The organism is Pseudomonas sp. AIG, assembly GCF_977020205.1.
This window is the reverse complement of sequence record NZ_CDROCK010000005.1, coordinates 113,799-140,606: the sequence shown is the minus strand read 5'-3', so window position 1 is coordinate 140,606 and position 26,808 is coordinate 113,799. Positions and strand designations below refer to the sequence as shown.

Sequence of the window (26,808 nt, the reverse complement as noted above, 5' to 3'; positions counted from 1 at the left end):
AATTCTCCCCTCGATTAAGTGGACGATCAGGCTTGCGGTTCGGCCGGGGCCTCGGCATCAGCGGCCGGGGTAGCGGTGTCTGGGCGGGCCGATTTGATTTCCTGCAGGCCTTCGGTGTTGGCGATGACGTCGCGCAACAGCTTGTCCAAGTCATCGTTGCCGTCGAGTTTGGTCAGCAGATCGCGCAGACGCTGGCGGGCCTCGAACAGGCGCCGCAGCGGCGTGACTTGCTCCACCACCTTGACCGGGTCGAAGTCGTCGATGTGCTTGAAGTTGAGTTCGATATTGAGCTTGCTGTCGTCGCCACTGAGGGTGTTGTTGACCTGCAGCGTGGCGCGCGGGCCGATCGAGGCGAGCACTTCGTTGAAATTGTCGCGGTCGATTTCGGTGAAACGCCGCTCAGTCAGTTTTGCCAATGGTTCAAGTGGCTTGCCGGAGAGGTCGGCGAGAATCCCGACCACCAGTGGCAGTTCCTTTTTCTCGATAGCGTTGCCGATTTCGACGTCGTAGGTGATTTGCACTCGGGGCGGGCGCACCCGGTCGAGCTTGTGCTGAGTACTTTCTGCCATGTCGGCGAACTCCGATGCGATGAGCGGGCGCAATGCATCGGGGTGGCCCGTTCATCGCTTTCCCTTGCTGGACCGTAGGTTAGAAAGGGAGGCAGATGACCTGTCGTTCCTTTGACAAACCTTCCTCATTCGGCTGTAGGAACCGAACTACCCAAGACGCTAGAACAGGTCTATAAAAATGCAAGCAAAAACATTTTTGGACAGGTTCGTGAAAAGGAAAATTCATTTTGCGTACACGACTTTTTCTAACATTGGTGATGTTGGCCCTGGCTGGTTGCTCTTTCTTCGGGCCGAAGGTCGACCTCGACAGCCTCACCCTCGACGTCGCCCCCAAGGCCAATGACGACACCCCGATTGCCGTGGACTTCATCGCGGTTGCCGATCCGGACTTGCTCAAGCAACTGTCGGGCATCAGTGCCAGTCAGTGGTTTGCCGAACGCGAGCAGTATCAGCGCGACTATCGTCAGTTGATGAGCGTGTGGGGACTGGAGCTGGTGCCGGGGCAATTCATCGATCGCCAACCCTTCCCGCTGGGGGGCAAGAAGGCCGCTGGACTTTTGGTCTTCGCCAGCTATAACACACCCGGAGCACACCGCTTGCGGCTCGACGATCAGAGCGAGGCGTGGCTGAAATTCGACAGTCGCGAGATGAGCCTGGTCAACGCCACCGAACACTGAAATACCACCGCTGCCGCCGGATCGCGGCCTTGTCGAAGGGAGTCGTATGAGTCTGCTACCTGACGCGGTCTGTTGGCACGAAGGCATGCAATTGCTGCCGCAGCATTTTCAGTTGCAAGGGCTGCGGGCCGAAGCGCTCGGCGCGCATCTGGCGCAAGCGTGCAACCCGTGGTTCTGGGGCGTCAGCCATATGGCGTTCGATCCTTCGGCGCTGAGCGCTGGGGTGGTGCGGGTACTGTCGCTGCAAGGGACGATGCCCGACGGCCTGCCGGTGGATTTGCAGGCCGGGATCGGGCCGATGCTGGAACTGGACGTCAGTGCGGCGATCGATGCCACCGACGATGCCACCGTCACCGTGTACCTGGCGATCAGCCCGATGTGGCGTGCCGGGCAGTTGCTGCCGCTCAAGGGTCGCTTGCAGTCGGTGGTGGGCGACGCGCTGCCGGATCTGACCAGTGGCGAATTTCCTGAATCGATCACCGTGTGGCGGCCCAATCCACGCCTGTGCACGCAATTGAACAAAGCCGATTCGATTTGCCTGCCGTTGCTGAAAATCCGCAAGGAGGGCGGTGGTTTCCTGCCGCTGTCTTACACCGCGCCGACGGCGGTGCTGTTGCCGGAATCGGCGCTTGGCCGACGCATCGCCGGTCTCTGCGCGCGGGCGCGGGAGAAGTGTCTGTTTCTCGGTGGCCGCTTGCGTCAGGCGCAACAGGCCGGCAATCAGGACGATGCGCTGGAAATCCGCCGGCAGTTGACTGCGCTGTGGGCGCGTCTGCCGGAAGTCGAAGGCGCGTTGAATAGCCGCATCGCTCATCCGCAGCCCCTGTATGTGCAATTGCTCGGACTCGCCGGCGCATGGTCGGCGCTGGATCCGCTGGCTGGCGTGCCGGCCTTTGCACCGCTGGATTTTCTTGAGTTGCAGCGCGGTTATGACGCCGTGCTGCAATGGCTGGAAACCACCCTCGAACTGATCCGCGCCGGCTACCGAAGCTTGCCGTTCGAACGCAGCGAACAAAGCTTTTCGATTCAACTGCCGGACGAGCAGCCAAGTCAGCGCCTGGTGATCGGTCTGCGCATGCCCAACGGCGCCAGTGAGCAAGCGGCGATTGACTGGTTGCGCGGCGCGATCATCGCTTCGGCGCCACACATTGCGCTGCTCAGCCGCCAGCGCATGAGTGGTTTGTCGCATCAGGTCATGAGCCGCAGCGAACAGGTCGCCTACAGCGTCGGCGAGGACACGCGGCTGTTTGTGGTCACGGCCGAAGGCAGCTGGTTTGACGCGCAGCTGCCGCTGATGATCGCAGCCCCCGCGGCGAAGCTGGCCAGCAGTCCGTGGCAAGTGGTGCTGTTTATCGCCCAGAACAGTGAAAGCGCCTGATCACACAAGGAACGCCGTATGTCGCAAGGAAGTGCCGCAAGCCTTGGGTTGCAGGACGCACCGTTGAGCAGCGCGTTCCGCCAGACGTGGCAGCAATGGCAGCAGGACTGGGTGCAATTGCCCAAGGACAGCGAGGACGAAACGGCACTCGTGGAAACCGTGGTCGAGCTGTCTACCCAGGCATCGCAGCGACTGTGGCGCACCGCTTATTCGCGGGTCGGTGATTCGGCGACCGAGCAGGTCAAGGCACTGGTGTACGCGTTCGTCGCGCTGGTCGACGAAACCTTGTTGTTCACCCCCTGGCCCGGGCAAGCGGCGTGGCAGGACAAGCCCTTGGAGTCGCGTCTGTATTCCAGTCGTCAGGCCGGCGAACAAGTGCCGACGGCCATTCAAACGTTGCTCGATGAACAGCAACCGACCACCCGCGATCTCGCCAACGTGTACTTGCAGTGCCTGATCCTCGGCTTCCATGGGCGTTTGCGTGGCGAACACAGTCAGGTGCAATTGGCGAAATGGCGGTTGGCGCTGTACACCTTTGCCTGGCAGGACGAGGCCAGTTACGCCGATGTCAGTCAGCGTCTGGGGCAGCCTTCGCAGGTGACACCGCTGCAACTGCCGGTACGCACGGCACTGCCGGATGGGTTTCGCCTGTCGCTGGGCATTCTGGCGATGGTGCTGTTGCTGACCGGGCTTGGCCAGTTTCTCTGGCGTGACATTCGATCAGAGCTGGAACCGGTGCTGCAAGTCACCGACTCGGTGGCGCCAGCGGAGCAGGACTCATGAGTCCCCTGACGATTGTCGCGTGGGGGGGCGCGGTGCTGCTGTTACTGGTGATCGTTGCTGTAGTGGTGTGGTGGCTGCGCACCCAGAGTGGCGCCGCGATCCGCAGTTTTTACGCCGCCGTCCGCCATATGGAGCAGGAGCAGGGCAGCCACGACCGCTATCAAATGCCATGGCTGCTGATGCTCGGCGACGAAACCCAGGGCACGCAACTGGTCACTGAATGGCGCCTGCAACCGACCGACAAACCGGCGTGGTTCGGCCGTTGGTGGTCGGACCCCGAGGGCGCCGTGCTGGTGGTGCCGCAGGCGTTGTTTCTGCCCGACGATGGCATGCATGTGCAACGCGGTGGCTGGTGGCGGTTGCTCGGTCTGATCCTGCGTCTGCGCAGCAAGCGGCCGCTGGACGGCGTGGTCTGGCTGGTGCCGGTCAGCCGCCTGGGCAATCTCGAACAGGCTGCCAGCCTCGGTCTGGCCGCGCGCCGGCGCTTCATCGATCTGCTGCAACGGTTTGGCCTGAGTGTGCCGGTGTACGTGATCGTCACCGGTCTGGAGGAGTTGCCGGGGTTCCAGGAACTGATCAGTGCGCTGCCCGACGAGGCGCGTGAACGCACCTTTGGCTGGTCGTCGCCTTATTCACGCGATGCCGTCTGGCAAGGGCAGTGGAGTGATCAGGCACTTGATCGAATTCATCGCGCGGTGGCGGAAGCGGTGATCGAGATCGGGACTTTGTCCGGGCATTTGAGTGCCGATCTGTATGCCTTGCCGGAGCGTCTGGAGAGCTTGCGGCGCGGTTTGCAGAGTGTTCTGGAGCCGGTGTTCCAAGGCAACGCGCAAGGTGAAGCGCCGTGTTTTCGCGGTGTCTATTTCAGCGCCAGTCAGGCGTCGGACGATGCCAGGGATGGATTTTCTGCCGACGACAGCGGCTTGCAGCAAAGCGTGTTCGTGCGCCAGTTGTGGCGCCAGCGTCTGGTCGGTGAGCGAGGATTGGCCCAAGGCGTGCCACGGCTGTTGCGTTTGCGCCAGCGTTGGCAGCGGCTGACGGCCGGCGTGGCGCTGGTGGTCGGGGTGATCTGGGCGGTGGCGATGCTGTGGGTCTGGCAGCAGTCGGTCAAGGACGCGCATGAACTCGCGCGGCTGATGCAGAGTGCGCAAAAGAGTTACGTGACGGTCACCGATGAAGCCCATCGCGTCGAGCCGACCCGGCGCAATGTGCAGAGTTTCTGGCGGGTGCTGGAGCGAGCGCCACATTGGAGCTACGCCTCGCTGGTGTTTCCGACCTCATGGTTTTCATCCTTCGACTCACGGCTCGAGCAGGAGGTGTGGCAGTCCACCCAGCGGCACATGCTGGTGCCGTTGCACGAGCTGCTCATCGGCGAACTGACAAAAATCAAAGCGATTCGCGCCACCGATCGGCGCAGCAGTGTCGAAAGCGAGGACCCGGCGCAGTGGCAGAATTATCAGAAAGCCACGGACCTGGTCGATCGTGCACTGCGTCTGGAACAGCAGAACCAGTTGTTCAGTCAGGTGCAAAACAATCAGCGCGCGCCGCTGGAGGATCTGGTGCAACTGAGCAACAACGCGCTGTCACTCAACCTCAATGCCGGCGCGTTGCCCTATGCCGCGTTCTACAACCGCTTGTTGGCGTCGGGCAATGGCGGCGACCTGCAAGCGCTGGACCTGAGTGTTGAGCGTCCGCTGATCGAAAGCAATTTTTCCGGGCTGATGGAGCGTTGGCTCGATCAGTACTTCCTTGCCGACAACTTTGTCAGCAAGGCCGGTTACCTCAAGCTGCATCTGGAGCAACTGGAGGTTGGCAGCGGCAATAGCTTGCGCGAGCTGGAAGACTTGCGGGCGCTGATCGAAGATTTGCAGGCTGCGATTGCCCTGACCAATTCGACCTGGAGTCGCGGCAAGGGCCAGGAACTGGTGCCGGGGTATCGCGACTTCCTCGAAAAAGTGCGCAAGAGCAGTTTGCTCGGCCCAGGCGTCGAACAGCAACTGGATCAGCAGGCGAGCAAGTTGCAGCAGAGTTTTCGCGACCAGTGGATTGCTCAGGTTGGCTCGCGCGGCAACCTGCTGATCCAGCAGGGCAGCGGGCAACTGGCGCTGCAAGATCAAGTGGTCAAGCTCAACAACGCCGTGCACGCCTTGTTCAAGCGCGACTTTGTGTCCATTGCCCTGCGCGCCAGTCAGGATAACGTCAACCTGCAAGGCCAGACCGTGGACGGTGACGATCTCAATACCTCGCTGAACTACTACGCCAGCTACAAAAGTTACATCGCCGAAGAACTGCCGCGCATCCCGCCGGCGTATCGCGAGGCGCTGTTGCAAACCGCCGAAAGTGCGGCGGCGCAAGCGATGTGGCTGAGCCTCAAGGATCACAACGACCAGACCCATCCGTATGCGGTTTTCAACGTGCAGGCGGAGCAGGCCATGGCCCTGCAAAAAGCCTTCGTCGAGGTGCACCGCAATGACCTCGCCGTACGCCTGCAAGCCGCGCTGAACCGTCGTGCCATGGCGCAGATTGTCGGCGGTCTCGATGAAATCACCGCGCAACCGTTATTCGGCGGACGTACCGAAATCAGTCAGTGGGATGGCTCGAAAAACCTTGGCCTGCAACTCTACGGCGCCAACGATGTGCAAGACTTGAAACTGAGCCTCAAGCAGCAGTTCAACACCATGCTTGGCATCACTGAACGGCGCCATTCGGCGCTGCAGTGGCTGATGACCCAGCAGGGCAATCTCTCGGCGCTGGATTACGAACGGGTGACGCAGTTCAGCGCGCTCAACGATGAACTGCTCAAATACAAGGACGCCAACCCGGCCAGTTCGCCGGCGCAGATCGAGCAGTTGGTCAGCCGTGATTTCGTCGAGATGGACACCGGTTCCTGCATACAGATGTTGCAGACCGCCAACGTCGCGGGCGGGCGCGGCACGCTGGCCATGCGGGCGGTGGAGTTGCAGCAGTCGGCCATGCAGCGCTGCCAGTTCCTGCAACAGCAGCAGGCGGCGGCCGCATGGAATGAGCTGGCCAATTACTTCAATCAGTATCTGGCGGATCGCTTCCCGTTCGCCAACGGGGTACAGGCGCAGGACGCTGACCCGGCGCGGGTGCAGCATTTCCTCGAAATCATTGAAAAACGCTTGCCGGTGGCGCAGGCCGGTCTGGTACTGAGTCAGACCCCGGAGCGGCTGGCAGCAGAAGATTTTCTCAATCGCCTGAAGCAGGCCAGCACTTGGCTGACGCCGCTGTTCGTCCGGGACAAGAGCGGCATTCTCGGCGTGGAGCTGGACGTGCGCTGGCGCACCGATCGCGATGACGAGAAGGGCGCCGATCAAGTGATTGCCTGGGGCTTGCTCGCCGGCAGTCAACAGATCAATTATCCGGTTGCTGCCGAACAAGCGAACCTGCGCTGGAGGGTTGGCCAGCCGGTTCGCCTGACTTTGCGCTGGGCGCGCAACGGCAAGGAGCGGCCGGTCAACGACCCGCTGCAACCGAATCTGGTGGTCCGCGATCTGGAAGCCGGTTGGGAGTACGGTGGGCCGTGGTCGCTGCTGCGGTTGATGCGCGCGCATTTTTCGGTGCAGCGTCAGCCGAGCATGGATTACACCGATTTTCCACTGACCCTGCGCCTGCCGGTCACCGCCTCGACCGACAGCGTCACCAGTGAATTCACACGGATGTTCGTGCGCCTGTCATTGATGAGCCAGGGGTCGAAATTGCCGCTGTCGATTGCACCGTTGCCCACCCGTGCGCCGCGTTCACCGTTTCAGGTGACCGGCACCACCGCCGCCCTTGAGCCGCAGAAGGAGGGCTTGTGAGCCTGCCATCGACCCCTTTGCCAGAGCCGATTGATCAACTGCTCGCGCCGATCAGCGTGGATGCGCCGTGCGGCGTCGATTTGCGTTATGAACGTGAGTTCGATCAGTTGCGTGATTTGCGCCGCGAGGACGATGCCAGCCTGCCAACCGGGGTCTGGCAGTCGACACTGAAACGGGCGAACTGGCCGGAAGTCGAGAAACTCACCACGGCGTTATTGCTCGAACGCAGCAAGGATTTGATGCTCAGCGCCTGGCTCGGCGAGGCATGGCTGCACCTGCAAGCGCTGGACGGACTGCCCGGCACCCTGGCGCTGATCGCCGGTTTATGTGAGCGCTTCCCCGAGCACCTGCACCCGCAAGCCGAGGACGGCGATCAGTCGTGGCGGGTGATTCCGCTGGAGTGGATGGTGCGGCGTTACAGTGAAGTGTTGCTTACTCGCGTGCCGTTGTTCGGCACTCGCAACAGCGATTTCGAAACCTATACCCTGGGAATCTGGCGGCGTTTGCAGATTCAGCAGGTGCAGGCCAACGACAGCAAGAACGCCAAGAGTTCGGCGGAAACCGCGCGCCACGAACAGAAAAAACTCAGTGATCAGGTCCGCGCCACGCCGCTGGCATTCTGGCTGCGCACTCAGGGCAATCTGCTGTTGAGCCTGCAGCACCTGCAGCGGCTCGAACGCTGGAGCGACGCTTATCTGGGGGATCAAGGCCCGGGATTGCACCCCTTGCAGGACATCATTCAAGCGCTGCTGACGTTGGTTCAGGAGTTTATCGCCATGCACCCACAACAACCGGCATCGCCGGCACCGGTGGTCGAAGCCGCCGTCGCCATGACGCTTTCTGAAGAGCCAGCGCCAGTGGCCCAGGTGTTTCGCGAACCGGCCAGCCGCGAGGAAGCGTACCGGCAATTGTTGCTGATCGCCGAATACCTGGCCCGCACCGAACCTCACAGCCCGGTACCGTATCTGATCCGGCGCGGGGTCGAGTGGGGCAACAAACCGTTGAGCGAGTTACTCGGCGAGTTGATCAGCGCCGACGCCGAGTCGCGGCGTTTGTGGACGTTGCTTGGCGTGCTTTAGTGCACGCGCTGGTTGTTGAGTTTCGGTGGCAGGGCGATGGGCGTCAGCACCGGTTCGCCCGAGAAGAATGCCACGAGGTTCTTGCCGACCAGTTCCACTGTGCCTTGCGTCGCCTCCGGTGACAGACCGGCGACGTGTGGCGTCAGCAGCACGTTGCCGAGGGTTTTCAGTGCATCCGGCACTTGCGGCTCGTGGTCGAACACATCCAGTGCGGCGCCGGCGATCCGGCGTTGTTCAAGGGCGGTGATCAGGTCGGCGGTGGCGATCACGCTGGCGCGGGCAATGTTGACGATAAAGCCCTTCGGCCCGAGCGCATCCAGCACCGGGCGGGTGACCAGGTGCTGTGTGCCGATGCCGCCAGGCGTGGCCACGATCAGGAAGTCCGACGCGCGCGCCAGTTCGGTGGGCGTTGAGCAAAACGCGTAAGGCACGTCGCTGCGCACCTGGCGGCTGTGATAGCTGATCTCCATGTCGAAGCCGAGGTTGGCGCGTTTGGCAATCGCCATGCCCACGGCGCCCAGCCCGAGAATCCCCAGGCGTTTGCCGGCCAGCGACGGGCGCATGATCTTCGGCCATTCACCACGGCGTACCGCAGCGTCACAACGCGGGATATCCCGCACCAGCGCCAGCAGCATCGCCATCGCATGGTCGGCCACCGACGAAGCGTTGACCCCGGCGCCATTGGTGACGGTGATACCACGGTTGCTGGCGGCTTGCAGGTCGACGTGCTCGTAACCGGCGCCGATCACCGTGATGATTTTCAGCGCGGGCAGGGCGGCGATTTCATCGGCGGTCAGACCCAACGGACCACGAGTCAGCACCGCATCGATGCGGCTGCCGTGGGTGGCGATGGCCTGCGCACGTTCGGCTGGCGTGGGGGCGAGGATCAGGTGAAAACCCTGATGTTCGAGAATAGGCAAATAGTCATTGATGGTTTCAACCAGTACCAGAACGGTTGCGGGCATTGCGCGGCTCCTGTGATCGTCGGCGGGTGGGTCGCGAAAAGGATTTCAGAGTGCTGAATCCGCAGCGGCTTGGCAATCGTTGTCATTCACGCAGTGGTGCTTTGATTCTGGACGGCTTCGGGCAAGAAGCAAGGGTTGGCAGCACACCGGTGATCCGCTGTGCTGTCGGCATCACTGGTTGGCGTGGGCTTTGGTTTGTTCCGCCAGGGCTATCGGCTTGAAATCGTAGGTCGGATAGAACTCGGTGCGATAACTGCCCCACGCGGTGTTTTCCAGGGCGAGGTTGACTTCTGCCAACCGCGAGGCTGGGAAGCGCACCGTTACCACTTGGCCAATGCCCATCATGATGTTCCAGCTCACCACTTCAACCCCGGCCGGGGGAAAGGTTTTGTAGAAGCCTTGTTGCGTAAGCTGGGCCTTGAGCTCGCTCAAGGGGCGGGTCTGATCATGTTTCAGAAACACGGTCAGCATCATCGCGTTGTCGGCGGTGGCAACTGCATGTTTGGCGGGTTGGGTGGCGGCTTGCGCACTGACCCCGGCGCAATACACCGAGGAGACAAGCAACGTCGACATCAGTAGGGTTTTAAGTGTCTTTTGCATAATGAACTCCTGGCTTATTGTTTGATGGCAGACTTGGTTTCCACGTTTCCGGTGTACGGTGCATGAACGACATGAATGCGCACGAGCGGGTTGTTGTCGAGCATGTCGCGAGGCACTTCCCGAGAATAGGTGAATTCATTGTTGGTTAATGTTTCCAGCTGCCTGACGATTGTTTTGGTAGGGCCTACATCAGGTACAAGAATGTGCTGTTGCTGATCGCCGGTGACAAAGAAATAACCGCCGCCACCGCTGTTGTACTTTGACTCGCCGGTATCGGGGTAAAAAAACTCATATCGATTACGCTCGGGATCCCACGTCGAAATACCCACGACGCCGGGATACTTCGCTTTGACGTCTGTTTCAGGGGCGCCGTCAATGTAGACCTTGGTGGTCAGCCATCGGGGCGAGGAAGCCAGTTCGCGGACATCGGCGTTGCTGTTGGCGAACGGTGCAAGCAGCGCGGCCAACAATAAACCGGTCATCATGTTTTTTTGCATGTGGTGTCCTCTTGGTCAAACTTTAAAGGTGGCTTGCTATTAGTCATTTGAATTCAGGGCGTGAAAAATATAGACCGGGTTTTGAATATTGTTCAATGGCTGAGTAGTTGCTTGTAACAAATGTCTTTTATTTGGTTTTTGGTAATATTTTGTTGAGGTTGTTTTGGGTGTTTTTAGTTGTAGGACTGTTCTGAAATTTTGACCATGGATGGCCTGTTTGTGGGGGGGGTCTGTAATTAATGTCGAGATTTAGATTGGCGGATTACACGCCTTTGTAGGATGGAAGAAAGGGTTACAAATCCCTGGTTGACGCAACCACAGCAAACGAAGTTGCGTCGATTTCAGGGAGTATTTCTTTAAAACGTCACTTCAGCGCTGTCGATTAATCGTGCGAAGGCGGCACCGAGGGTTGCGTTGTGATGGTTGATGATCGATTCAGCCGCTAGTGCGGCAGTGGCCATGCAGGTGTGGGCATCGGCGACCAGCACGGGTTTGAAGCCCAGATCTGCAGCGCTGCGGCAGGTACTGTCGATGCAGAACTGGCTTTTCATGCCGACCAGATAAAGGTCCTCGACATTGGCAGCGTCGAGCTGCCGCGCGAGCTCGGTGCCCTGGAAAGCATTGGGGCGGGATTTGTCGAAGAGGGTGTCGATCTCCGGGTCCAGTTCAAGCGCTGGCAGCAATTGCCAGAATGGACTGCCGGCGGCAATCGGTGAGCCTTCCGGGCCTGTGTGGCGTACGGCGAAGATCGGTACTTGACTGGCACGCGCCTGAGCGATCAGGCGCTGGATGTTGGCCAGAATCCGTTCGCCGTCGTGTGGCTTTTCCGGACCGAGGAACAAACCGACCTGCATATCGATGATCAACAGTGCTGCGGGCATGGTGCTTCTCCTTGAGTGCTGCAGATGCCGCACGGACGGGAGAAACAACAAGGCCCCGTCCATTGCTGGCGGGGCCCTGTGTTTGCTGCGCTGGGTTTACCTCACGCACAAACACCACGGCCCGCCGGTGGCGGTCGTGGTGGTGCGGGTGAGTTGTAGCGCGCGAATGTTCATGGGGCCGATCATGCTGGCGCCGATGCCGGGCTGTCAATCACCCGCTCAAGTGACGTATTGCGCAATGCCGTTACCGAATGACCAATTCTCTTTTTTCACCTCCACCAGATTGATGAAGACGTCTTCAAGGCGCACCGCCAGCTGGGTGTGCAGGCTTTCGGCGATGGTTTTGAACAGCAACTGTTTTTTCTCTACCGAGCGCCCTTCGCTGATGGTGATCTGAATGAACACCACGCCATCGCTGCGCTGGATTCCCAAATACTGCGGGTCGTAGACGAAGTGCTGGCTATCGTGCTCGGTGAGGATCTGGAAGTTGTCGTGCTCCGGCACATCGATACAACTGCGCAGGGCGGAATAGATCTGCTCACCGATGCGTTTGGCGAAAGTGGGGTCGGGGTTTTGTTTGATGTCGACGCGAACGAGGGGCATGGGCAGAAACTCCGGGGGGAGGGGACTCATTCACGCTAGAACATATCAAGCAAATTGAAAGTGTGGGGTGAAGACCTCTTTGCTGTTTTTGTATGAGGCTACCTACGAAACTCGCGGATTTTACCTACGCATTTGGCGGAGCCATCTGCTATCGGGCAGACGGTTAACGCGAAATCATGGGGCAGCAATGGGAGGTGGTCCAGGATGGAAAAGCTTCCCGAGCGTTAACTGTCAGCAGCCAAGGAAGGTTCATGCATCTTGATGACCACAAAAATGTGGAGCTCGAAAGGCTACAAACGGAAACCCAAAAGCTCGGCGCGAAGAGGCGCAAGCTTTTGGCGGAGGAAGCAAAACTGAAACTTGAGACTTTCTTGTATCCCCTTGTGGTGGGGGCTGGGGCATTAACTGCAATTGCTACCGCCGTTGGGCTGTATTTGAAGCTGTAAGAGCGCGCAGCAGGTCGCCGTTGCGCATACGTGTTGATTCAGAGCACCAAAAAAGGGAAGGGGGCAGTATGAGCAAAGAGGAAAGCAGAGCCAGGATAGACCGACTGTATCAAGAGGAGTTTGAGTTCAGAGAAGCCATGAAGCCCTTTCGCAAAGCCGAAAGGCGTGAAACGGTTTTGCTGTTTAGCCTTGGAATGTTGATGGGCGCGGTGGGGATCGCTTTCGTGATGGTGTTGGCTCGAACCCTCTGAATACCCTTGCATGTGCCTATTAACGACATCATGAATACCTGTTTACGACAGATAATTTCCAGAAAACGACGCCAAACGGATCTGCTCCGCACAACCATTCCTCAGCTAAGTCTTTGCTTCTGCTCATTTATCGCGGAGAATCGCGCCCCTGTTTCGGCCGGAGCATGTCTGTCGGTTTTTTCCGACGCGTCCTGACCGAGTGGCAAGTGACCGGAATGCGGAGATCCGACCGGATGAATGATCAGGCCAATAGCGTCGAAGAGCGCTTTGATGCAGCAGCACCCGCTGAACTTTCGAGCTGGAATCGCCAGGACACCACCTGGATGTTGGGACTGTTCGGGACGGCCATCGGCGCCGGCACCCTGTTTTTGCCGATCAACGCAGGTCTGGGTGGCTTCTGGCCGCTGGTGATCCTCGCGCTGCTGGCGTTTCCGATGACGTTCTACGCCCACCGTGGCCTGACCCGTTTCGTGCTTTCCGGTCGCGAAGGCGCCGATATCACGGAAGTGGTCGAGCAGCATTTCGGCATCAAGGCCGGCGCGCTGATTACCTTGCTGTACTTCTTCGCCATTTTCCCGATCCTGCTGATCTACAGCGTCGGTCTGACCAATACGGTCGCCAGTTTCCTCGAGCATCAACTGCACATCACGCCGCCACCGCGTGCGCTGCTGTCGTTCGTGCTGATCCTCGGTCTGCTGGCCGTGGTGCGTTGCGGTGAGCAGGCGATCGTCAAGGCGATGAGCCTGATGGTTTACCCGTTTATCGTCGCGTTGCTGTTCCTCGCGGTGTACCTGATTCCGCACTGGAACGGCGGCATTCTCGCCACCGCTTCGCACGTGCCAGCGCCGTCGGCGTTGCTGCATACACTGTGGCTGGCGATTCCGGTGATGGTGTTCTCGTTCAACCATTCGCCGATCATTTCGGCGTTTGCGGTCGATCAGAAGCGTCGTTACGGTGTCCACGCTGAAGAGCGCAGCTCGCAGATCCTGTCCCGCGCGCACCTGTTGATGGTGGCGATGGTGCTGTTTTTTGTGTTCAGCTGCGTGCTGACCCTGACGCCGGAACAACTGGCCGAGGCCAAGGCGCAAAACCTGTCGATCCTGTCGTACCTGGCCAACCACTTCAGCAATCCGACCATCGCTTTCGCAGCACCGTTGATTGCGTTTGTGGCGATCTCCAAGTCGTTCCTCGGTCACTACATCGGTGCCAGCGAAGGCCTCAAAGGTCTGATCGTCAAGAGTGGCAAACGTCCGGGCGCCAAGTCGCTGGACCGTATTGTGGCGGCGTTCATGCTGGTGGTGTGCTGGATCGTAGCGACCCTGAACCCGAGCATTCTGGGCATGATCGAAACGATCGGCGGCCCGGTGATTGCGGCGATTCTGTTCCTGATGCCGATGTATGCCATTCGCAAGGTGCCGGCAATGGCGCGTTATCGTGGGCAGGCGTCCAATGTGTTTGTCACCGCAGTCGGTCTGGTGGCGATTTCGGCGCTGATTTATTCGCTGACGGCGTAAGCCAAAACGCCAGAGACTCAGCTACAGTGGCCGCTGCATACGGTGTATGCAGCGGCTTTTTTTCGTCTGGAGACAGTGGATTGTCGAGCGCCCCGCAACCGGTTCAACAAACCCATCGCTGGCAGGATGTGCTCGCCGGCCTATCGATAGCCGGCCTCTTGCTGCCCGAAGCGGTGGCGTATTCGACCATCGCCGCCCTGGCGCCTCAGGCCGGGGTAATCGCCCTGTTTGCCGGTCTGCTGTGTTACGGACTGTTTGGCACCAGTCGCTTTGCCATCGTGTCGGCGACTTCGTCTTCAGCCGCAGTGCTGGCGGCAGCGACGGCGACGCTGGCCAATGGCGATCCGCAGCTGCGTTCCACCCTGGCGGTCGGTCTGGTATTGGTCACAGGCGCTTTGTTTTTGCTGGCCGGGATCTTTCGCCTCGGCAGTGTTACGTCCTTCATCGCCAAACCGGTTTTGCGTGGTTTCGCCTTTGGTCTGGCGCTGACCATCATTCTCAAGCAGGTCGCCAGTGTGGTCGGCGTGCATCTGACCGACGCCAATCTGGTGCGCTTCGCCCCGCAACTGCTTGAACAGCTGCCGCAATGGAACTGGCCGGCTGCGTGTGTCGCTGCCGTAGCGCTGGTATTGCTCGGCGTGTTCTCGCGATTCCCGCGGGTGCCCGGGGGGTTGCTGGTGGTGGTGATTGGCATCGCCGCCGGCCAATGGCTGAATCTGCCGGCGTACGGCGTGAAGATGATCGGCATTATCGACCTCAGCCTGGAAGTCCCCAACCTGCCGGCGCTGCCGTTCGCTGACTGGCTGCGGCTGGGAGAGGTGGGGTTTGCGCTGGTGATGATTCTGTATGCGGAGTCTTACGGCTCGATCAGTGCCTATGCACTCAAGCATGGCGACCGGGTCAGCTCAAACCGCGACCTGTTGGTACTGGGAGCGTCGAACCTGCTCTCCGGGTTGTTTCATGGCATGCCGGCCGGGGCAGGGTACTCGGCGACCTCGGCCAATGAAGCGGCGGGGGCGACGTCACGCTGGGCTGGCGGCGTGGCGGCGTTGGTGGTGTTGATCATCGTGCTGACGGTGTTGCCGTGGATTGCCCTGACGCCGGAGCCGATTCTTGCCGCGATTGTCATGCATGCGTTGGGTCGCGGTTTGAGTCTGCAGCCGCTGGGCCGCTACTTCATCTGGCGCCGGGATCGTGTGCTGGTGATCTGCGCAGTCTCGGCGGTGCTGCTCTTGGGCGTGCTGGACGGCTTGCTGGTCTCAGTGGCGATCAGTGTGCTGTTGATGCTCAAGCAGATGTCGGCAGCGGACATTCAAGTGTTAGGGCGGATTGATGGCGGGCACGATTTTGTCGATGTGCAGCGTCATCCCATTGCGCAAGCGGAGCCCGGTGTACTGATTATTCGGCCGAGTGAAGCGTTGTTTTTTGCCAACGTTGAACGAATTCTGGGGGCGGCGCTACGGTTGATACGCCATGCAGAGGTGCCGGTGCACACGGTGATTCTGAGCCTTGAGGAGACGCCAGACCTGGATGGCACCAGTATTGAGGCGATGCAGGAGTTTTTTCTGCGGGTGCATCAGGAAGGCAAGCGATTGATTCTCGCGCGGCTCAAGCATGAAGCGCTGACGGTGTTGGACGCCTTGCCTGAAGTACAAGCCAACGCTGTAATCCTCAGCGGTTTGAGCGTCGATGGCGCCGTGCAGCAAGCCCTTACACTAAACCCCAAGGCATAAAAAAACGCCGCTCATCTCACGATGGGCGGCGTTTTTCAGTGCGTTGTAACGTTAGGCTTGAACGACCGGGATATTGGCGTTCGCAGCAGCTTCACGGAACTCGGCGATCTGGTCGAAGGACAGGTAGCGGTAGATATCGGCCGCCATGCTGTCGATCTTGCCAGCGTATTCCATGTACTCCTCGACGGTCGGCAGGCGACCCAGGATCGAAGCCACGGACGCCAGCTCAGCCGAAGCCAGGTAGACGTTCGCGCCGTCGCCAAGACGGTTCGGGAAGTTACGGGTCGACGTCGACACAACGGTCGCGTTCGGCTCTACACGTGCCTGGTTACCCATGCACAGCGAGCAGCCTGGCATTTCCATGCGTGCGCCAGCCTTGCCGTAGATGCCGTAGTAGCCTTCTTCGGTCAGTTGGTGAGCATCCATTTTGGTCGGCGGCGACAGCCACAGACGGGTTGGCAGCTGACCCTTGACCTGATCCAGCAACTTACCGGCAGCGCGGAAGTGACCGATGTTGGTCATGCACGAACCGATGAACACTTCGTCGATCTTCTCGCCAGCAACGCTGGACAGCAGACGGGCGTCGTCCGGATCGTTCGGCGCGCACAGTACAGGCTCGCTGATGTCGGCCAGATCGATTTCGATGACTTCGGCGTATTCGGCGTCGGCATCGGCTTCCATCAGTTCCGGGTTGGCAACCCAGGCTTCCATCGCTTGAGCACGACGTTCCAGGGTACGCGCATCGCCGTAGCCTTCGCCGATCATCCAGCGCAGCAGAGTGATGTTGGAGTTCAGGTACTCGGTAATCGACTCTTTCGACAGCTTGATGGTGCAACCGGCAGCCGAACGTTCGGCCGAGGCGTCGGACAGTTCGAACGCCTGCTCCAGGGTCAGACCTTCCAGACCTTCGATTTCCAGGATGCGGCCGGAGAAGGCGTTTTTCTTGCCTTTCTTCTCGACGGTCAGCAGACCGTTCTGGATAGCGAAGTACGGAATGGCATGAACCAGGTCACGCAGGGTGATGCCAGGTTTCATTTTGCCTTTGAAGCGCACCAGGATCGATTCCGGCATGTCCAGCGGCATAACGCCGGTGGCCGCCGCAAACGCAACCAGACCGGAACCGGCCGGGAACGAAATGCCCATCGGGAAACGGGTGTGCGAGTCACCACCGGTACCGACGGTGTCTGGCAGCAGCATGCGGTTCAGCCACGAGTGGATGATGCCGTCGCCCGGACGCAGGGAAACGCCGCCGCGGGTCATGATGAAGTCAGGCAGGGTGTGGTGGGTGGTCACGTCGATCGGCTTCGGATACGCCGCGGTGTGGCAGAAGGACTGCATCACCAGGTCAGCCGAGAAGCCCAGGCACGCCAGGTCTTTCAGTTCGTCACGGGTCATTGGACCGGTGGTGTCCTGAGAACCGACGGTGGTCATTTTCGGTTCGCAGTAGGTGCCAGGACGGATGCCTTTGCCTTCTGCCAGACCGCAAGCCTTGCCGACCATTTTCTGCGCCAGGGTGTAACCCTTGGTGCTTTCGATCGGTGCATCAGGCTTCTTGAACAGGTCGAATGGTGGCAGACCCAGTTCGGCGCGAGCCTTCTCGGTCAGGCCACGGCCGATGATCAACGGGATACGGCCGCCGGCACGGACTTCGTCCAACAGCACCGGGGTTTTCATTTCGAAGGTGGTCAGGACTTCGTCGGTGCCGTGTTTGCAGACTTTGCCAGCATGCGGGTACAGGTCGATCACGTCGCCCATGTTCATGTTGGAAACGTCGAACTCGATTGGCAGGGCGCCGGCATCTTCCATGGTGTTGTAGAAGATCGGAGCGATTTTGCTGCCGAAGCAGAAACCGCCAGCGCGCTTGTTCGGCACGTAAGGAACGTCGTCGCCGAAGAACCACAGCACCGAGTTGGTGGCCGATTTACGCGACGAACCGGTACCGACCACGTCACCGACGTAGGCGATCGGGAAGCCTTGGCCGCGCATTTCTTCGATCTGCTTCATCGGGCCGATGGCGCCCTGCTGATCAGGAACGATGCCGTCACGGGCCATTTTCAGCATGGCCAGGGCGTGCAGCGGGATGTCTGGACGCGACCAGGCATCAGGAGCAGGAGAGAGGTCGTCGGTGTTGGTTTCGCCGGTAACCTTGAACACGCGCAGGCTGATCTTGTCGGCCAGGGTCGGACGGTTCTTGAACCACTCGCCGTCAGCCCAGGATTGCAGCACGGCTTTAGCGTGAGCGTTGCCGTTCTTGGCTTTTTCGGCGACGTCGTGGAACGCATCGAACATCAGCAGGGTGTGCTTGAGTTGCGCGGCAGCGACTGGCGCCAGCTCGGCGTCGTCCAGCAGGTCAACCAGAGTGACGATGTTGTAGCCGCCCTGCATGGTGCCGAGCAGTTCTACAGCGCGCTTTTTGTCCAGCAGCGGGGAGGACACTTCGCCCTTGGCCAGCGCAGACAGGAAACCGGCTTTAACGTAAGCGGCTTCGTCCACGCCTGGTGGAATACGATTGGTGATCAGGTCAACGAGAAATTCTTCTTCGCCAGCCGGAGGGTTTTTCAGCAGCTCGACCAGGCCTGCTGTTTGTTCGGCGTTAAGCGGCTGGGGAACGATACCCAGGGCTGCACGCTCTTCGATATGTTTGCGGTAGGCTTCAAGCACAGTTATTACCCTCATCAGTGGTCCCAAATGGGTGTCCGGGACGCTCATCCCGAAATTGCCGTACTCATGCTCCTCACGACGTTGTGGGTCGTTCGGCCAGAATTACCGGCAATTCCTTACAGAAGCTGCTTTCAAAGTTTTACGCCTGCAGAACGGGGAGCTGATGAGGGTTGGCGCTGGATTTTTCCCCGCTGGAAAAATCCCTCGCCAACACCGCTCTGAAGGAACGACTGTGCTCGTGACGCTTTGAAAACAGCTTCTAACGGACATTGGCGCCTTAAAAGGCTGGCTGATTCTACGGCAAAAAAAATTTAAAGGTAAGTCGCGCTCTATTGGACTTTCGTGGCAATGCGCGCGGCTGGGTCAAACACTCAGTACGGCTGAGACCCTGATGTTTGAGGGGTGATCAATGCCCGACAAAGGGCTAACATGCCGACCTGTTCCGCGTTTCAGTGTTTTGCCTATCTTATGCCCAATCAGACCATCAAGACTCCCTGCGTCGGCCTCTGCTCCACTGTTTACGGTGATCTGGTGTGCCGTGGCTGCAAGCGTTTCCACCACGAAGTGATCCACTGGAATGGATACAACGAGGAGGAAAAGCGCGCGGTGTGGCTGCGTCTGGAGCAATTGCTGTCACAAGTGATGGCAGGCAAGGTCGAGATTTTCGATTCCGCGCGTCTGCGTGAGCAGCTGGAACAGCGCAAGATCCGCTTCGTGCCGCATCAGTCGGAATATTGCTGGGCGTATCAGCTGATTGCCCGGGGTGCGCGGGTGATCATTAATCTGGAAGCGTACGGGATGGTGCTGCTGCCGGAGTTTCGCGACTGGAACCTGCCGGAATTGCGTGACGCCATTGATCGGGAATTCTTCCTGCTGTCGGAAGCGCACTATCAGCGCTACATCGCCCCCGGTTTCCTTAAAGACGCCTTTGGCGCCTGAAAGCTTCGCGAGCAAGCTCGCTCCCACATTTGGAATGCGTACCCCTGTAGGAGTGAGCCTGCTCGCGATGGGGCCGGTACATTCAACATAGTCTTCGGCCGATACACCGCCATCGCGAGCAGGCTCACTCCTACATTTGGAATGCGTACCCCTGTGGGAGCGAGCTTGCTCGCGAAGGGGCCGGTTCAGGCACCGCAATCCTTAGTGCTTCACCGCCAACTCCACCAGATGATCCTCAACCTCCTGCGGCTTGAGCACCAGTACATCGCTCTCCAGCGCATCCAGCACCACTTCCGCGGTATTGCCGATCAATGCCCCTGACAGCCCGGTCCGCGCCACGGTGCCAATCACGGTCACCGCCGCCTGCAGCTTGTGCGCCATAAACGGAATCAACACATCCGCCGGACCTTCCTCAATGTGCAGATGCTCATCATCGACATCGAATTCCGCCTGAAACGCCCGACATTGCTCGCGATAGCGCGCTTCGATGGTTTCACTCAGTTGCAGCGTCGGGTCCGCTGCTGACAGCATCGGCGATGGATGCGCCGCGATCACATGTAGATGCGCCTTGGCCAGACTGGCAATGTCATAGCCGTGATCAATGATCGTCGTGTGCAGGTGCCGGTGTTCGCCATCGGCATTGCCGACGTCCACCGCCGCCAGAATCACTTTGTCTTTCCACGAACCTGCGGTTTTCACCAACAGCACCGGGGTAGGGCAGTGGCGCAAGAGCTTCCAGTCCGCCGGGGTCAGCAGGGCTTTTTTCAGCGAGCTGTCAGGGAAGTGCTGCTTGATCACCAGCCCGCAACCCTCGGCCTGCTGCACATCGATGATGGTTTCATGCAGGCTTTCGTTCCACGCCTGTTCGGTGGTCACGCTGTAGCCGTCTTCGAGCAGCGCGGCTTTGAGCACGCCGAGCATGCCGGCGTGATCGTGCTTCTTGTCGCACACCAGCAGGTGCAGATGGGCCTGGGTCACGCCCGCGATCAACTTGGCGCGCTTGAGCGCCAGGCTTTCCGAATGTTCGGGTTCGATGACCACCAGAATGCTGCGAATGGCTTGCATGAGCGGAGTCTCCAGCAAAGAAAAGGCACGGCGTTGCACAACTATAGTTGCTGCCCGATCGTGCGCGACTTGATGCATATCAACGCCAGCCGCTGGTGGTCTGCGGACAGGCCGGTATAATCGGCGCCCTTCGCTCGAACACCTTTTACCGTGAGCCCCATGATCCTTCCCGAAATCCACGAATTCCTTGGCTGCCGCACCCCCGACGCCTGGGTTCAGGCCGCACTGGCCGATCAGCAAACCCTGCTGATCGACCACAAGAACTGCGAGTTCAAGGCTGCCAGCACTGCCCTGAGCCTGATTGCCAAGTACCATTCCCACGTCGACCTGATCAACATGATGTCGCGTCTGGCCCGGGAAGAACTGGTGCACCACGAGCAGGTCATGCGCATCATGAAACGGCGCAAGATCGAACTGCGCCAGCTCCACGCCGGTCGTTATGCCTCGGGTTTGCGCAAAGTGGTGCGCAGCCACGAGCCGGTAAAACTGGTGGATACGCTGGTGGTCGGCGCGTTTATCGAAGCGCGCAGTTGCGAGCGGTTCGAAGCGCTGGTGCCGCATTTGGACGAAGAACTCGGCAAGTTCTACTTTGGCCTGCTGAAAAGCGAGGCGCGGCATTTTCAGGGGTATCTGAAGCTGGCCTATCAGTACGGTGATGCGAAGGATATTGCCCAGGTCATCGACAAGGTCCGTGCCGCCGAGCAGGAACTGATCGAGTCGCCGGACGAAGAGTTCCGCTTTCACAGCGGTGTGCCTGCCAACACTTAAAGATCAAAAGATCGTCCGAACGCGGCCCGAGCCTTCGGCAGCTCCTACACTTGGAAATGCGTTTCCCTGTAGGAGCTGCCGAAGGCTGCGATCTTTTGCGTTTGAATGTTAAAAACTCTTAAGAGTATGAAACATCACTGAAAACCGGCCCTTGTGGCCGGTTTTTGCTGCCTGAAGCAATCGTCTTCAGCGCGATTGCCGCCATAATGCCGGCCACTTCACACATGGGTGGCAGACGGGCGTTATGGATAACCTGGGTTTTGGCAAAGTCCTGCTGGTGGAAGACGATGAGCGCCTCGCGGCGTTGATCGCCCACTTTCTCGAACAACACGGCTACGAAGTGCGCACCGTGCTGCGCGGCGATCTGGCCGTGGCGGCCTTTCTGGAATTCAAGCCGAAAGTCGTGGTGCTCGACCTGATGCTGCCGGGGCAGAGTGGTTTGCACGTATGCCGCGAGATTCGCAGTGTGTCGGACACGCCGATCGTGATTCTGACCGCCAAGGAAGACGATCTCGACCACATTCTCGGGCTGGAATCCGGTGCCGATGACTACGTGATCAAACCGATCAAGCCGCCGGTGTTGCTGGCCCGGCTGCGGGCGCTGCAACGGCGCCAGGTGCCGGACAGCAACGTGGTGAGTTTTATGGAGTTTGGCCAGTTGAGCGTTGACCGCAGTTGTCGGGAAGTGCGGCTGGCGGGCGAGGTCATCGAAATGACCACCATGGAGTTCGAACTGCTGTGGTTGCTGGCCAGCGCCGCCGGCAAGGTCCTGTCGCGTGATGACATCCTCAATCGCATGCGCGGGATCGCCTTCGACGGCCTAAACCGTAGCGTCGACGTGTACATCAGCAAGTTGCGCAACAAACTCAAAGACAACCCCCGCGAGCCGATGTGTATCAAGACCGTGTGGGGCAAGGGTTATCTGTTCAATCCGTTCGCGTGGGAGCTGTAGATGCTGCGGTTATTTCTCGGCCTGTTTCTGGTCATGACAATTGGTCTGGTGCTGGCGTTGCAGACGGTCGAACGTACCTTTGATGCCTTGCTCGATTATCAGATGCAGGACTACAACCGTGAGGCCGTGCGCGGGCAGGCATGGACATTGGGCCAGCAGTTGCGTGACCTCGACGGCCCGGCCCGGGAAAAGCAGCTGGAAACGATTCGCCCCCATTACGGCTTGGGGCTGACGCTGGTCGACACTTCTGAACTCGCCCTGAGTGACGAGGAAAAGGCCGAACTGGCCCAAGGGTTGCTGGTGATCCGCGACAAGTACACCCAGTACATTTCGGCGATTGACGAGGGGCCGCAATTACTCAGCATCCGATTGCCGGCCGAGCCGAGCCTGATGCCGTTCTACATCGCCGGTGCCTATCTGATGATTGCCGTGCTGATCGGCATCGTGCTGTTTTTCTGGGTGCGTCCGCACTGGCGCGATCTGGAGAAATTGCGCCTCGCGGCCGAGCGTTTCGGCGACAACGATCTCTCGGTGCGCATTCAATTGTCGAAGCGCTCGAACATCCGCGATCTGGCCGAGCATTTCAACCTGATGGCGGCGCGCATCGAAGGCCTGATCGCCAACCAGCGTGAACTGACCAACGCCGTCTCCCACGAACTGCGCACGCCGATCGCGCGGTTGTCATTTGAACTCGATCAGCTCAAGCAGCAGCCGGACGCCAGCCAGAACCGAGAGCTGATTGCCGACATGTACGCCGACCTCGGCGAGCTCGAGGAAATGGTCTCGGAACTGCTGACCTACGCCAGCCTCGAGCGCGGTGCGACGGTGATCAAACGCGAAAACATCCAGGCTGCCAATTGGCTCGACAGCGTGGTCGGCAGCGTCGCGCTGGAGGCAGAGGCGGCGGGGGTGCAGTTGTTGATCGGTGATTGCCGGCTCGACACCGTGCGTATCGAGCCGCGATTCATGGCGCGGGCGGTGATCAATCTGCTGCGCAACGCGATTCGCTACGCCGAGCAGCGAGTTGAAGTGACCCTGGTGCGCACCGGTGATTATTACGAAGTGCGGGTCAACGACGATGGGCCGGGCGTGCCAGTGGACGGGCGGGAGAAGATCTTTGAACCGTTCTCGCGACTGGATGCCAGCCGGGATCGCCGCACCGGCGGTTTTGGTTTGGGCCTGGCGTTGGTGCGCCGGGTCTCGCAGTCCCATGGCGGGCAGGTTGAAGTGGGTGATTCGCCTTGGGGTGGGGCGTCGTTCCGGATGACCTGGGCGCATCTGGATTGAATGCCGTTGCCTGCCCCGGCCTCTTCGCGAGCAGGCTCGCTCCCACAGGGATTTGGGTTTGCCATGGATCTATCGGGTCAAACCGAGGCGTTCATGCCACTGGGCGATGGATTCTTCGGGGTAGACGTCGAACTGTTGGTCTTTCGGTTTGGCCTCGACTTCGACCCAGGTTGCTTTCGAACCGAGCATCAAATGCGTGTGCTCCGGTGGCACCGGCAACGGCGTGTCGATGGCTGACGCGAACGGGTGGATCAACTCCGGCCACTCCGGGCTGAACAGCCACAAGCCGCTGCCACACAGTGAACAGAAATGCCGTTCGGCGCTGCTGCGATGGGCGCGCTGGTCGCCGTCGTCCTTCATCCTCGCGTGATAAATGCTGATGTATTTGCGCCCGCGCACCTTGAGGCTGGTCGCGTCGCCGCCGAGGTTGATCGCATAACCGCCGCCGCCCTGAGTCTTGCGGCAGATCGAGCAATAGCAGCGTTGATAAGGGTAGGGGTGGGCGCTGATGAGGCTGAATGTGACCTCGCCGCAATGGCAGGAGCCTTCGAGATGCATGGGAACTCTCCCGTTTTGAATGTGCGGTTGAGCCTAGAACATTCAGTGCGATGCCGGCCGGTGTGATTCGACGGGCGGGCGCAGCGTCTAGCCCCAGTGTCCCCGCAATCCCATGGGGCGAGACTTCGGAACCCGGCATGCAAGCGCTGTTGAACGAGATTCTTGACGCTGTCCGCCCGCTGATCGGGCAGGGCAAGGTGGCTGACTACATTCCCGCCCTCGGCACGGTGCCGGCCAATCAGCTGGGTATCGCCGTGTACGGCAACGACGGCGAGATGTATTACGCCGGTGACGCCGAGACGCCGTTCTCGGTGCAGAGTATTTCCAAGGTGTTCAGCCTGGTGCAGGCGATCGATCATTCCGGCGAAGCGATCTGGGAGCGCCTCGGTCACGAGCCGTCCGGGCAGCCGTTCAACTCGCTGGTGCAGCTGGAATTCGAGCGCGGTCGGCCACGCAATCCCTTCATCAATGCCGGTGCGCTGGTGATCTGCGACATCAACCAGTCGCGCTTCGCCGCACCGACCCTGTCGATGCGTGACTTCGTCCGGCGCCTGTCAGGCAATCCGCAGATCATGATCGACGGCAAAGTCGCCGATTCCGAATACCAACACCGAGCGCGCAATGCAGCGATGGCGTATCTGATGCAGTCGTTCGGCAATTTTCACAACGACGTCGAAGCGGTGCTGCGCAGCTATTTCAGCCACTGCGCGTTGCGCATGAACTGCATTGATCTGGCCCGGGCGTTCTGCTTTCTGGCCAACGACGGTTATTGCAAACACAGCGGCGAACAGATCCTGACGCGTCGGCAAACCCAGCAGGTCAACTCGATCATGGCCACCAGCGGACTGTATGACGAGGCGGGCAACTTCGCTTACCGCGTGGGCTTGCCGGGCAAGAGCGGCGTCGGCGGCGGGATTGTCGCGGTGGTGCCGGGGCAGTTCACGGTGTGCGTGTGGTCGCCGGAATTGAATGCTGCGGGGAACTCGCTGGCGGGGATGGCGGCGTTGGAGATGCTCAGTTCGAGGATTGGCTGGTCAGTATTTTGATCTGAAACCCAATCCCTGTAGGAGTGAGCCTGCTCGCGATAGCGTAGTGTCAGTCAACATGTGTGTATCTGATCCACCGCTATCGCGAGCAGGCGAAGGCCTACACTGGTTTTGTGTTGCCTGTGGGGAGGCTGTTCCTATACATTTTCCGGCCGCTCCCTGCATGGTGAATCCGCTTCATGTCTCTTGCGCTCGAACGTCTAGTCGCTGGCACGCCGATCCCTTTCGCTGGTAACCGCGTCACCGTGGTCAGCCCCGAACTGGCCGCGCGCTTTCAGCCCGGTGACCACCTGCTGGTGGAGCAGGTCAGTGGCGAGTTGCTGCTGATCCCCGTGGTGGATCAGCAAGCGGCGTCCGTGGCGATCGAGCGCGCGGCAGCGGCATTCACCGTGTTGTCGGCGGTGTCCGATGAAGCCATCAGCCAGTTCTTCGACTTGTTCGCACAACGTCTGGAAACCCCGGCGTGCTGGGCGCAGATCGAATCCGCCAACCTCGCCGACATCGAGCGAGCCAAGGCGCGCGGCCGTTCCACCACCCGACTGCTCGCCGATGAGCGCATGCGTCGCGACATGATCGCCGGCCTGCGCGCCTGGCGTGATGCCGCCGCCACGCGCGGCAAAGTCATCAGCAGCGTCGAGCACGACGGCTGGAAGGTCGAACAAGTGGTTTCGCCGCTGGGCATCGTCGCGTTTGTCTTTGAAGGCCGGCCGAACGTGTTCGCCGACGCCGCCGGCGTCTTGCGCACTGGCAACACCGCCGTGCTGCGCATTGGCAGCGATGCCTTGGGCACCGCGCAAGCCATCGTCACTCACGCGTTAAACCCGGCGCTGGCCGACGCTGGTTTGCCGGCCGGTGCGGTGTCGTTGGTGGAAAGCGTCAATCATGCCGCCGGTTGGGCGATGTTCGCTGACCGGCGTTTGTCGTTGGCGGTGGCGCGCGGCTCGGGTCGTGCGGTCAGTCAGTTGGGCAGCATTGCGCAGCAGGCCGGCACCGCGGTCAGCCTGCACGGTACGGGCGGTGCGTGGTTGATCGCTGATCGTGCTGCCGATGCCACACGTTTTGCCGCCGTGGTGCGCAACTCGCTGGATCGCAAAGTGTGCAACACGCTCAACGTCTGCCTGATCCAGCGTGATCGCGCGGCGGAACTGGTGCCGTTGTTTCTTGATGCATTGCAGCAGGCCGGCACCGCGCGTGGCCAGGGCTGCAAATTGCACATCGTCGAAGGCAGCGAACGTTACCTGCCAAGCGAGTGGCAGAACGCGACGGTCGAGGTGTATCGCGCTGAGGGTTATCAGACTGAAGCACTGGCTGAGTCCTTGGCGGAATCGGCGTTGGGTCGCGAGTGGGAATGGGAAGAAACCCCGGAAGTCAGCCTGATGATCGTTGACGATCTGGATCAGGCGATTGCGCTGTTTAATCGTTATAGCCCGCAATTTACCGTGTCGTTGATCAGTGAAGATGCCGCCGTACAAGAGCGTTTTTACAACGCGGTGAATGCGCCGTTCGTGGGCGATGGCATTACCCGTTGGGTCGATGGGCAGTACGCGCTGAACAAGCCGGAGTTGGGGCTTTCGAACTGGGAGAGCGGGCGCTTGTTTGCGCGCAGTGCGATTCTTTCGGGGGACGGCGTATTTACTGTTCGTAGCCGCATGACCCAGATCGATCTCACAGTAAAACGCTGATCTTGCGGACAATGATCGTTCCCACGCTCCAGCGTGGGAACGCAGCCCGTGAT

The 26,808-nt window shown here is 60.0% G+C and carries 24 protein-coding genes; 15 read left to right on the top strand and 9 right to left on the bottom strand.

Annotated features, from left to right (window positions below):
• Positions 1-26: 26 nt before the first annotated feature.
• The gene (gene tssB / locus ACWR1S_RS05490; protein ID WP_064117633.1) at positions 27-569 is read right to left on the bottom strand and encodes a type VI secretion system contractile sheath small subunit; all 543 of its coding nucleotides are present in this window, start codon (positions 567-569) and stop codon (positions 27-29) included.
• 257 nt (positions 570-826) lie between these two features.
• Here tssB and ACWR1S_RS05485 point away from each other — a divergent pair, with 257 nt between their 5' ends.
• Genes ACWR1S_RS05485 through tssA form a run of 5 tightly spaced genes read left to right on the top strand, consistent with a single transcriptional unit; the run spans position 827 to position 8,307 of the window.
• Positions 827-1,246, top strand: coding sequence for a type VI secretion protein (locus ACWR1S_RS05485; RefSeq protein WP_454562750.1), 420 nt, complete (start codon positions 827-829; stop codon positions 1,244-1,246).
• 46 nt (positions 1,247-1,292) lie between these two features.
• Complete coding sequence (gene tssK / locus ACWR1S_RS05480; protein WP_454562719.1) at positions 1,293-2,624, top strand: type VI secretion system baseplate subunit TssK; 1,332 nt, start codon at positions 1,293-1,295, stop codon at positions 2,622-2,624.
• Positions 2,625-2,642: 18 nt separating this feature from the next.
• A complete protein-coding gene (locus ACWR1S_RS05475; RefSeq protein ID WP_454562718.1) occupies positions 2,643-3,407 on the top strand; it encodes a DotU/TssL family secretion system protein in 765 nt (254 codons plus the stop codon).
• The gene (locus ACWR1S_RS05470; protein WP_454562717.1) at positions 3,404-7,228 is read left to right on the top strand and encodes a type VI secretion system protein; all 3,825 of its coding nucleotides are present in this window, start codon (positions 3,404-3,406) and stop codon (positions 7,226-7,228) included. The genes ACWR1S_RS05475 and ACWR1S_RS05470 overlap by 4 nt, the downstream gene beginning before the upstream one ends.
• Positions 7,225-8,307, top strand: coding sequence for a type VI secretion system protein TssA (gene tssA / locus ACWR1S_RS05465; protein WP_454562716.1), 1,083 nt, complete (start codon positions 7,225-7,227; stop codon positions 8,305-8,307). The genes ACWR1S_RS05470 and tssA overlap by 4 nt, the downstream gene beginning before the upstream one ends.
• On the opposite strand, the gene ACWR1S_RS05460 is transcribed toward tssA, so the two are convergent.
• From ACWR1S_RS05460 to ACWR1S_RS05440, 5 genes are all read right to left on the bottom strand, one after another.
• Positions 8,304-9,272 (bottom strand): 2-hydroxyacid dehydrogenase, encoded by a 969-nt coding sequence (locus ACWR1S_RS05460; RefSeq protein WP_454562715.1) that lies wholly within the window; start codon positions 9,270-9,272, stop codon positions 8,304-8,306. The two genes, tssA and ACWR1S_RS05460, sit on opposite strands and share 4 nt — an antisense overlap.
• Positions 9,273-9,443: 171 nt before the next feature.
• Entirely contained in the window at positions 9,444-9,872 is a 429-nt protein-coding gene (locus ACWR1S_RS05455) for a hypothetical protein (protein ID WP_454562714.1), read from the bottom strand.
• A 14-nt stretch (positions 9,873-9,886) separates the two neighbouring features.
• A complete protein-coding gene (locus tag ACWR1S_RS05450; protein WP_454562713.1) occupies positions 9,887-10,369 on the bottom strand; it encodes a DUF4822 domain-containing protein in 483 nt (160 codons plus the stop codon).
• Positions 10,370-10,725: 356 nt separating this feature from the next.
• The gene (locus ACWR1S_RS05445; protein ID WP_454562712.1) at positions 10,726-11,250 is read right to left on the bottom strand and encodes a cysteine hydrolase family protein; all 525 of its coding nucleotides are present in this window, start codon (positions 11,248-11,250) and stop codon (positions 10,726-10,728) included.
• Between the two features lie 219 nt (positions 11,251-11,469).
• Complete coding sequence (locus tag ACWR1S_RS05440; protein ID WP_122607114.1) at positions 11,470-11,853, bottom strand: tautomerase family protein; 384 nt, start codon at positions 11,851-11,853, stop codon at positions 11,470-11,472.
• Positions 11,854-12,104: 251 nt separating this feature from the next.
• Here ACWR1S_RS05440 and ACWR1S_RS05435 point away from each other — a divergent pair, with 251 nt between their 5' ends.
• The 4 genes from ACWR1S_RS05435 (at position 12,105) to ACWR1S_RS05420 (ending at position 15,797) form a co-directional block, all read left to right on the top strand.
• The gene (locus ACWR1S_RS05435; RefSeq protein ID WP_454562711.1) at positions 12,105-12,299 is read left to right on the top strand and encodes a hypothetical protein; all 195 of its coding nucleotides are present in this window, start codon (positions 12,105-12,107) and stop codon (positions 12,297-12,299) included.
• A gap of 68 nt (positions 12,300-12,367) precedes the next feature.
• Positions 12,368-12,550 (top strand): hypothetical protein, encoded by a 183-nt coding sequence (locus ACWR1S_RS05430; RefSeq protein ID WP_454562710.1) that lies wholly within the window; start codon positions 12,368-12,370, stop codon positions 12,548-12,550.
• 233 nt (positions 12,551-12,783) lie between these two features.
• Positions 12,784-14,064 (top strand): HAAAP family serine/threonine permease, encoded by a 1,281-nt coding sequence (locus tag ACWR1S_RS05425; protein ID WP_454562709.1) that lies wholly within the window; start codon positions 12,784-12,786, stop codon positions 14,062-14,064.
• An 80-nt stretch (positions 14,065-14,144) separates the two neighbouring features.
• A complete protein-coding gene (locus ACWR1S_RS05420) occupies positions 14,145-15,797 on the top strand; it encodes a SulP family inorganic anion transporter (protein WP_454562708.1) in 1,653 nt (550 codons plus the stop codon).
• 51 nt (positions 15,798-15,848) lie between these two features.
• On the opposite strand, the gene acnB is transcribed toward ACWR1S_RS05420, so the two are convergent.
• Positions 15,849-18,458, bottom strand: coding sequence for a bifunctional aconitate hydratase 2/2-methylisocitrate dehydratase (acnB, locus tag ACWR1S_RS05415; RefSeq protein ID WP_242206570.1), 2,610 nt, complete (start codon positions 18,456-18,458; stop codon positions 15,849-15,851).
• 468 nt (positions 18,459-18,926) lie between these two features.
• On the opposite strand from acnB, the gene ACWR1S_RS05410 reads away from it, so the two are divergent.
• On the top strand, positions 18,927-19,397 hold the full coding sequence (locus ACWR1S_RS05410; protein ID WP_038366489.1) for a DUF1289 domain-containing protein: 471 nt from the start codon (positions 18,927-18,929) through the stop codon (positions 19,395-19,397).
• Positions 19,398-19,598: 201 nt separating this feature from the next.
• Here ACWR1S_RS05410 and ACWR1S_RS05405 read toward each other — a convergent pair whose 3' ends face one another.
• Positions 19,599-20,462 carry a universal stress protein gene (locus ACWR1S_RS05405; protein ID WP_454562707.1) on the bottom strand — a complete coding sequence of 288 codons (864 nt, stop codon included), beginning with the start codon at positions 20,460-20,462 and terminating at the stop codon, positions 19,599-19,601.
• Between the two features lie 159 nt (positions 20,463-20,621).
• Here ACWR1S_RS05405 and miaE point away from each other — a divergent pair, with 159 nt between their 5' ends.
• From miaE to ACWR1S_RS05390, 3 genes are all read left to right on the top strand, one after another.
• Positions 20,622-21,230, top strand: coding sequence for a tRNA isopentenyl-2-thiomethyl-A-37 hydroxylase MiaE (gene miaE, locus ACWR1S_RS05400; RefSeq protein ID WP_454562706.1), 609 nt, complete (start codon positions 20,622-20,624; stop codon positions 21,228-21,230).
• Between the two features lie 244 nt (positions 21,231-21,474).
• Positions 21,475-22,182, top strand: coding sequence for a winged helix-turn-helix domain-containing protein (locus ACWR1S_RS05395; protein ID WP_277761671.1), 708 nt, complete (start codon positions 21,475-21,477; stop codon positions 22,180-22,182).
• Positions 22,183-23,469 carry an ATP-binding protein gene (locus tag ACWR1S_RS05390; RefSeq protein ID WP_454562705.1) on the top strand — a complete coding sequence of 429 codons (1,287 nt, stop codon included), beginning with the start codon at positions 22,183-22,185 and terminating at the stop codon, positions 23,467-23,469.
• 69 nt (positions 23,470-23,538) lie between these two features.
• Here the strand turns inward: ACWR1S_RS05390 and ACWR1S_RS05385 are convergent, their stop codons facing one another.
• Positions 23,539-24,027, bottom strand: coding sequence for a GFA family protein (locus ACWR1S_RS05385; protein ID WP_454562704.1), 489 nt, complete (start codon positions 24,025-24,027; stop codon positions 23,539-23,541).
• Positions 24,028-24,164: 137 nt separating this feature from the next.
• Between ACWR1S_RS05385 and glsB the strand changes: the two genes are divergently transcribed.
• Positions 24,165-25,073 carry a glutaminase B gene (gene glsB, locus ACWR1S_RS05380; protein ID WP_454562703.1) on the top strand — a complete coding sequence of 303 codons (909 nt, stop codon included), beginning with the start codon at positions 24,165-24,167 and terminating at the stop codon, positions 25,071-25,073.
• 179 nt (positions 25,074-25,252) lie between these two features.
• The gene (locus ACWR1S_RS05375; protein ID WP_454562702.1) at positions 25,253-26,755 is read left to right on the top strand and encodes an aldehyde dehydrogenase family protein; all 1,503 of its coding nucleotides are present in this window, start codon (positions 25,253-25,255) and stop codon (positions 26,753-26,755) included.
• The last annotated feature ends 53 nt before the right edge of the window (positions 26,756-26,808 follow it).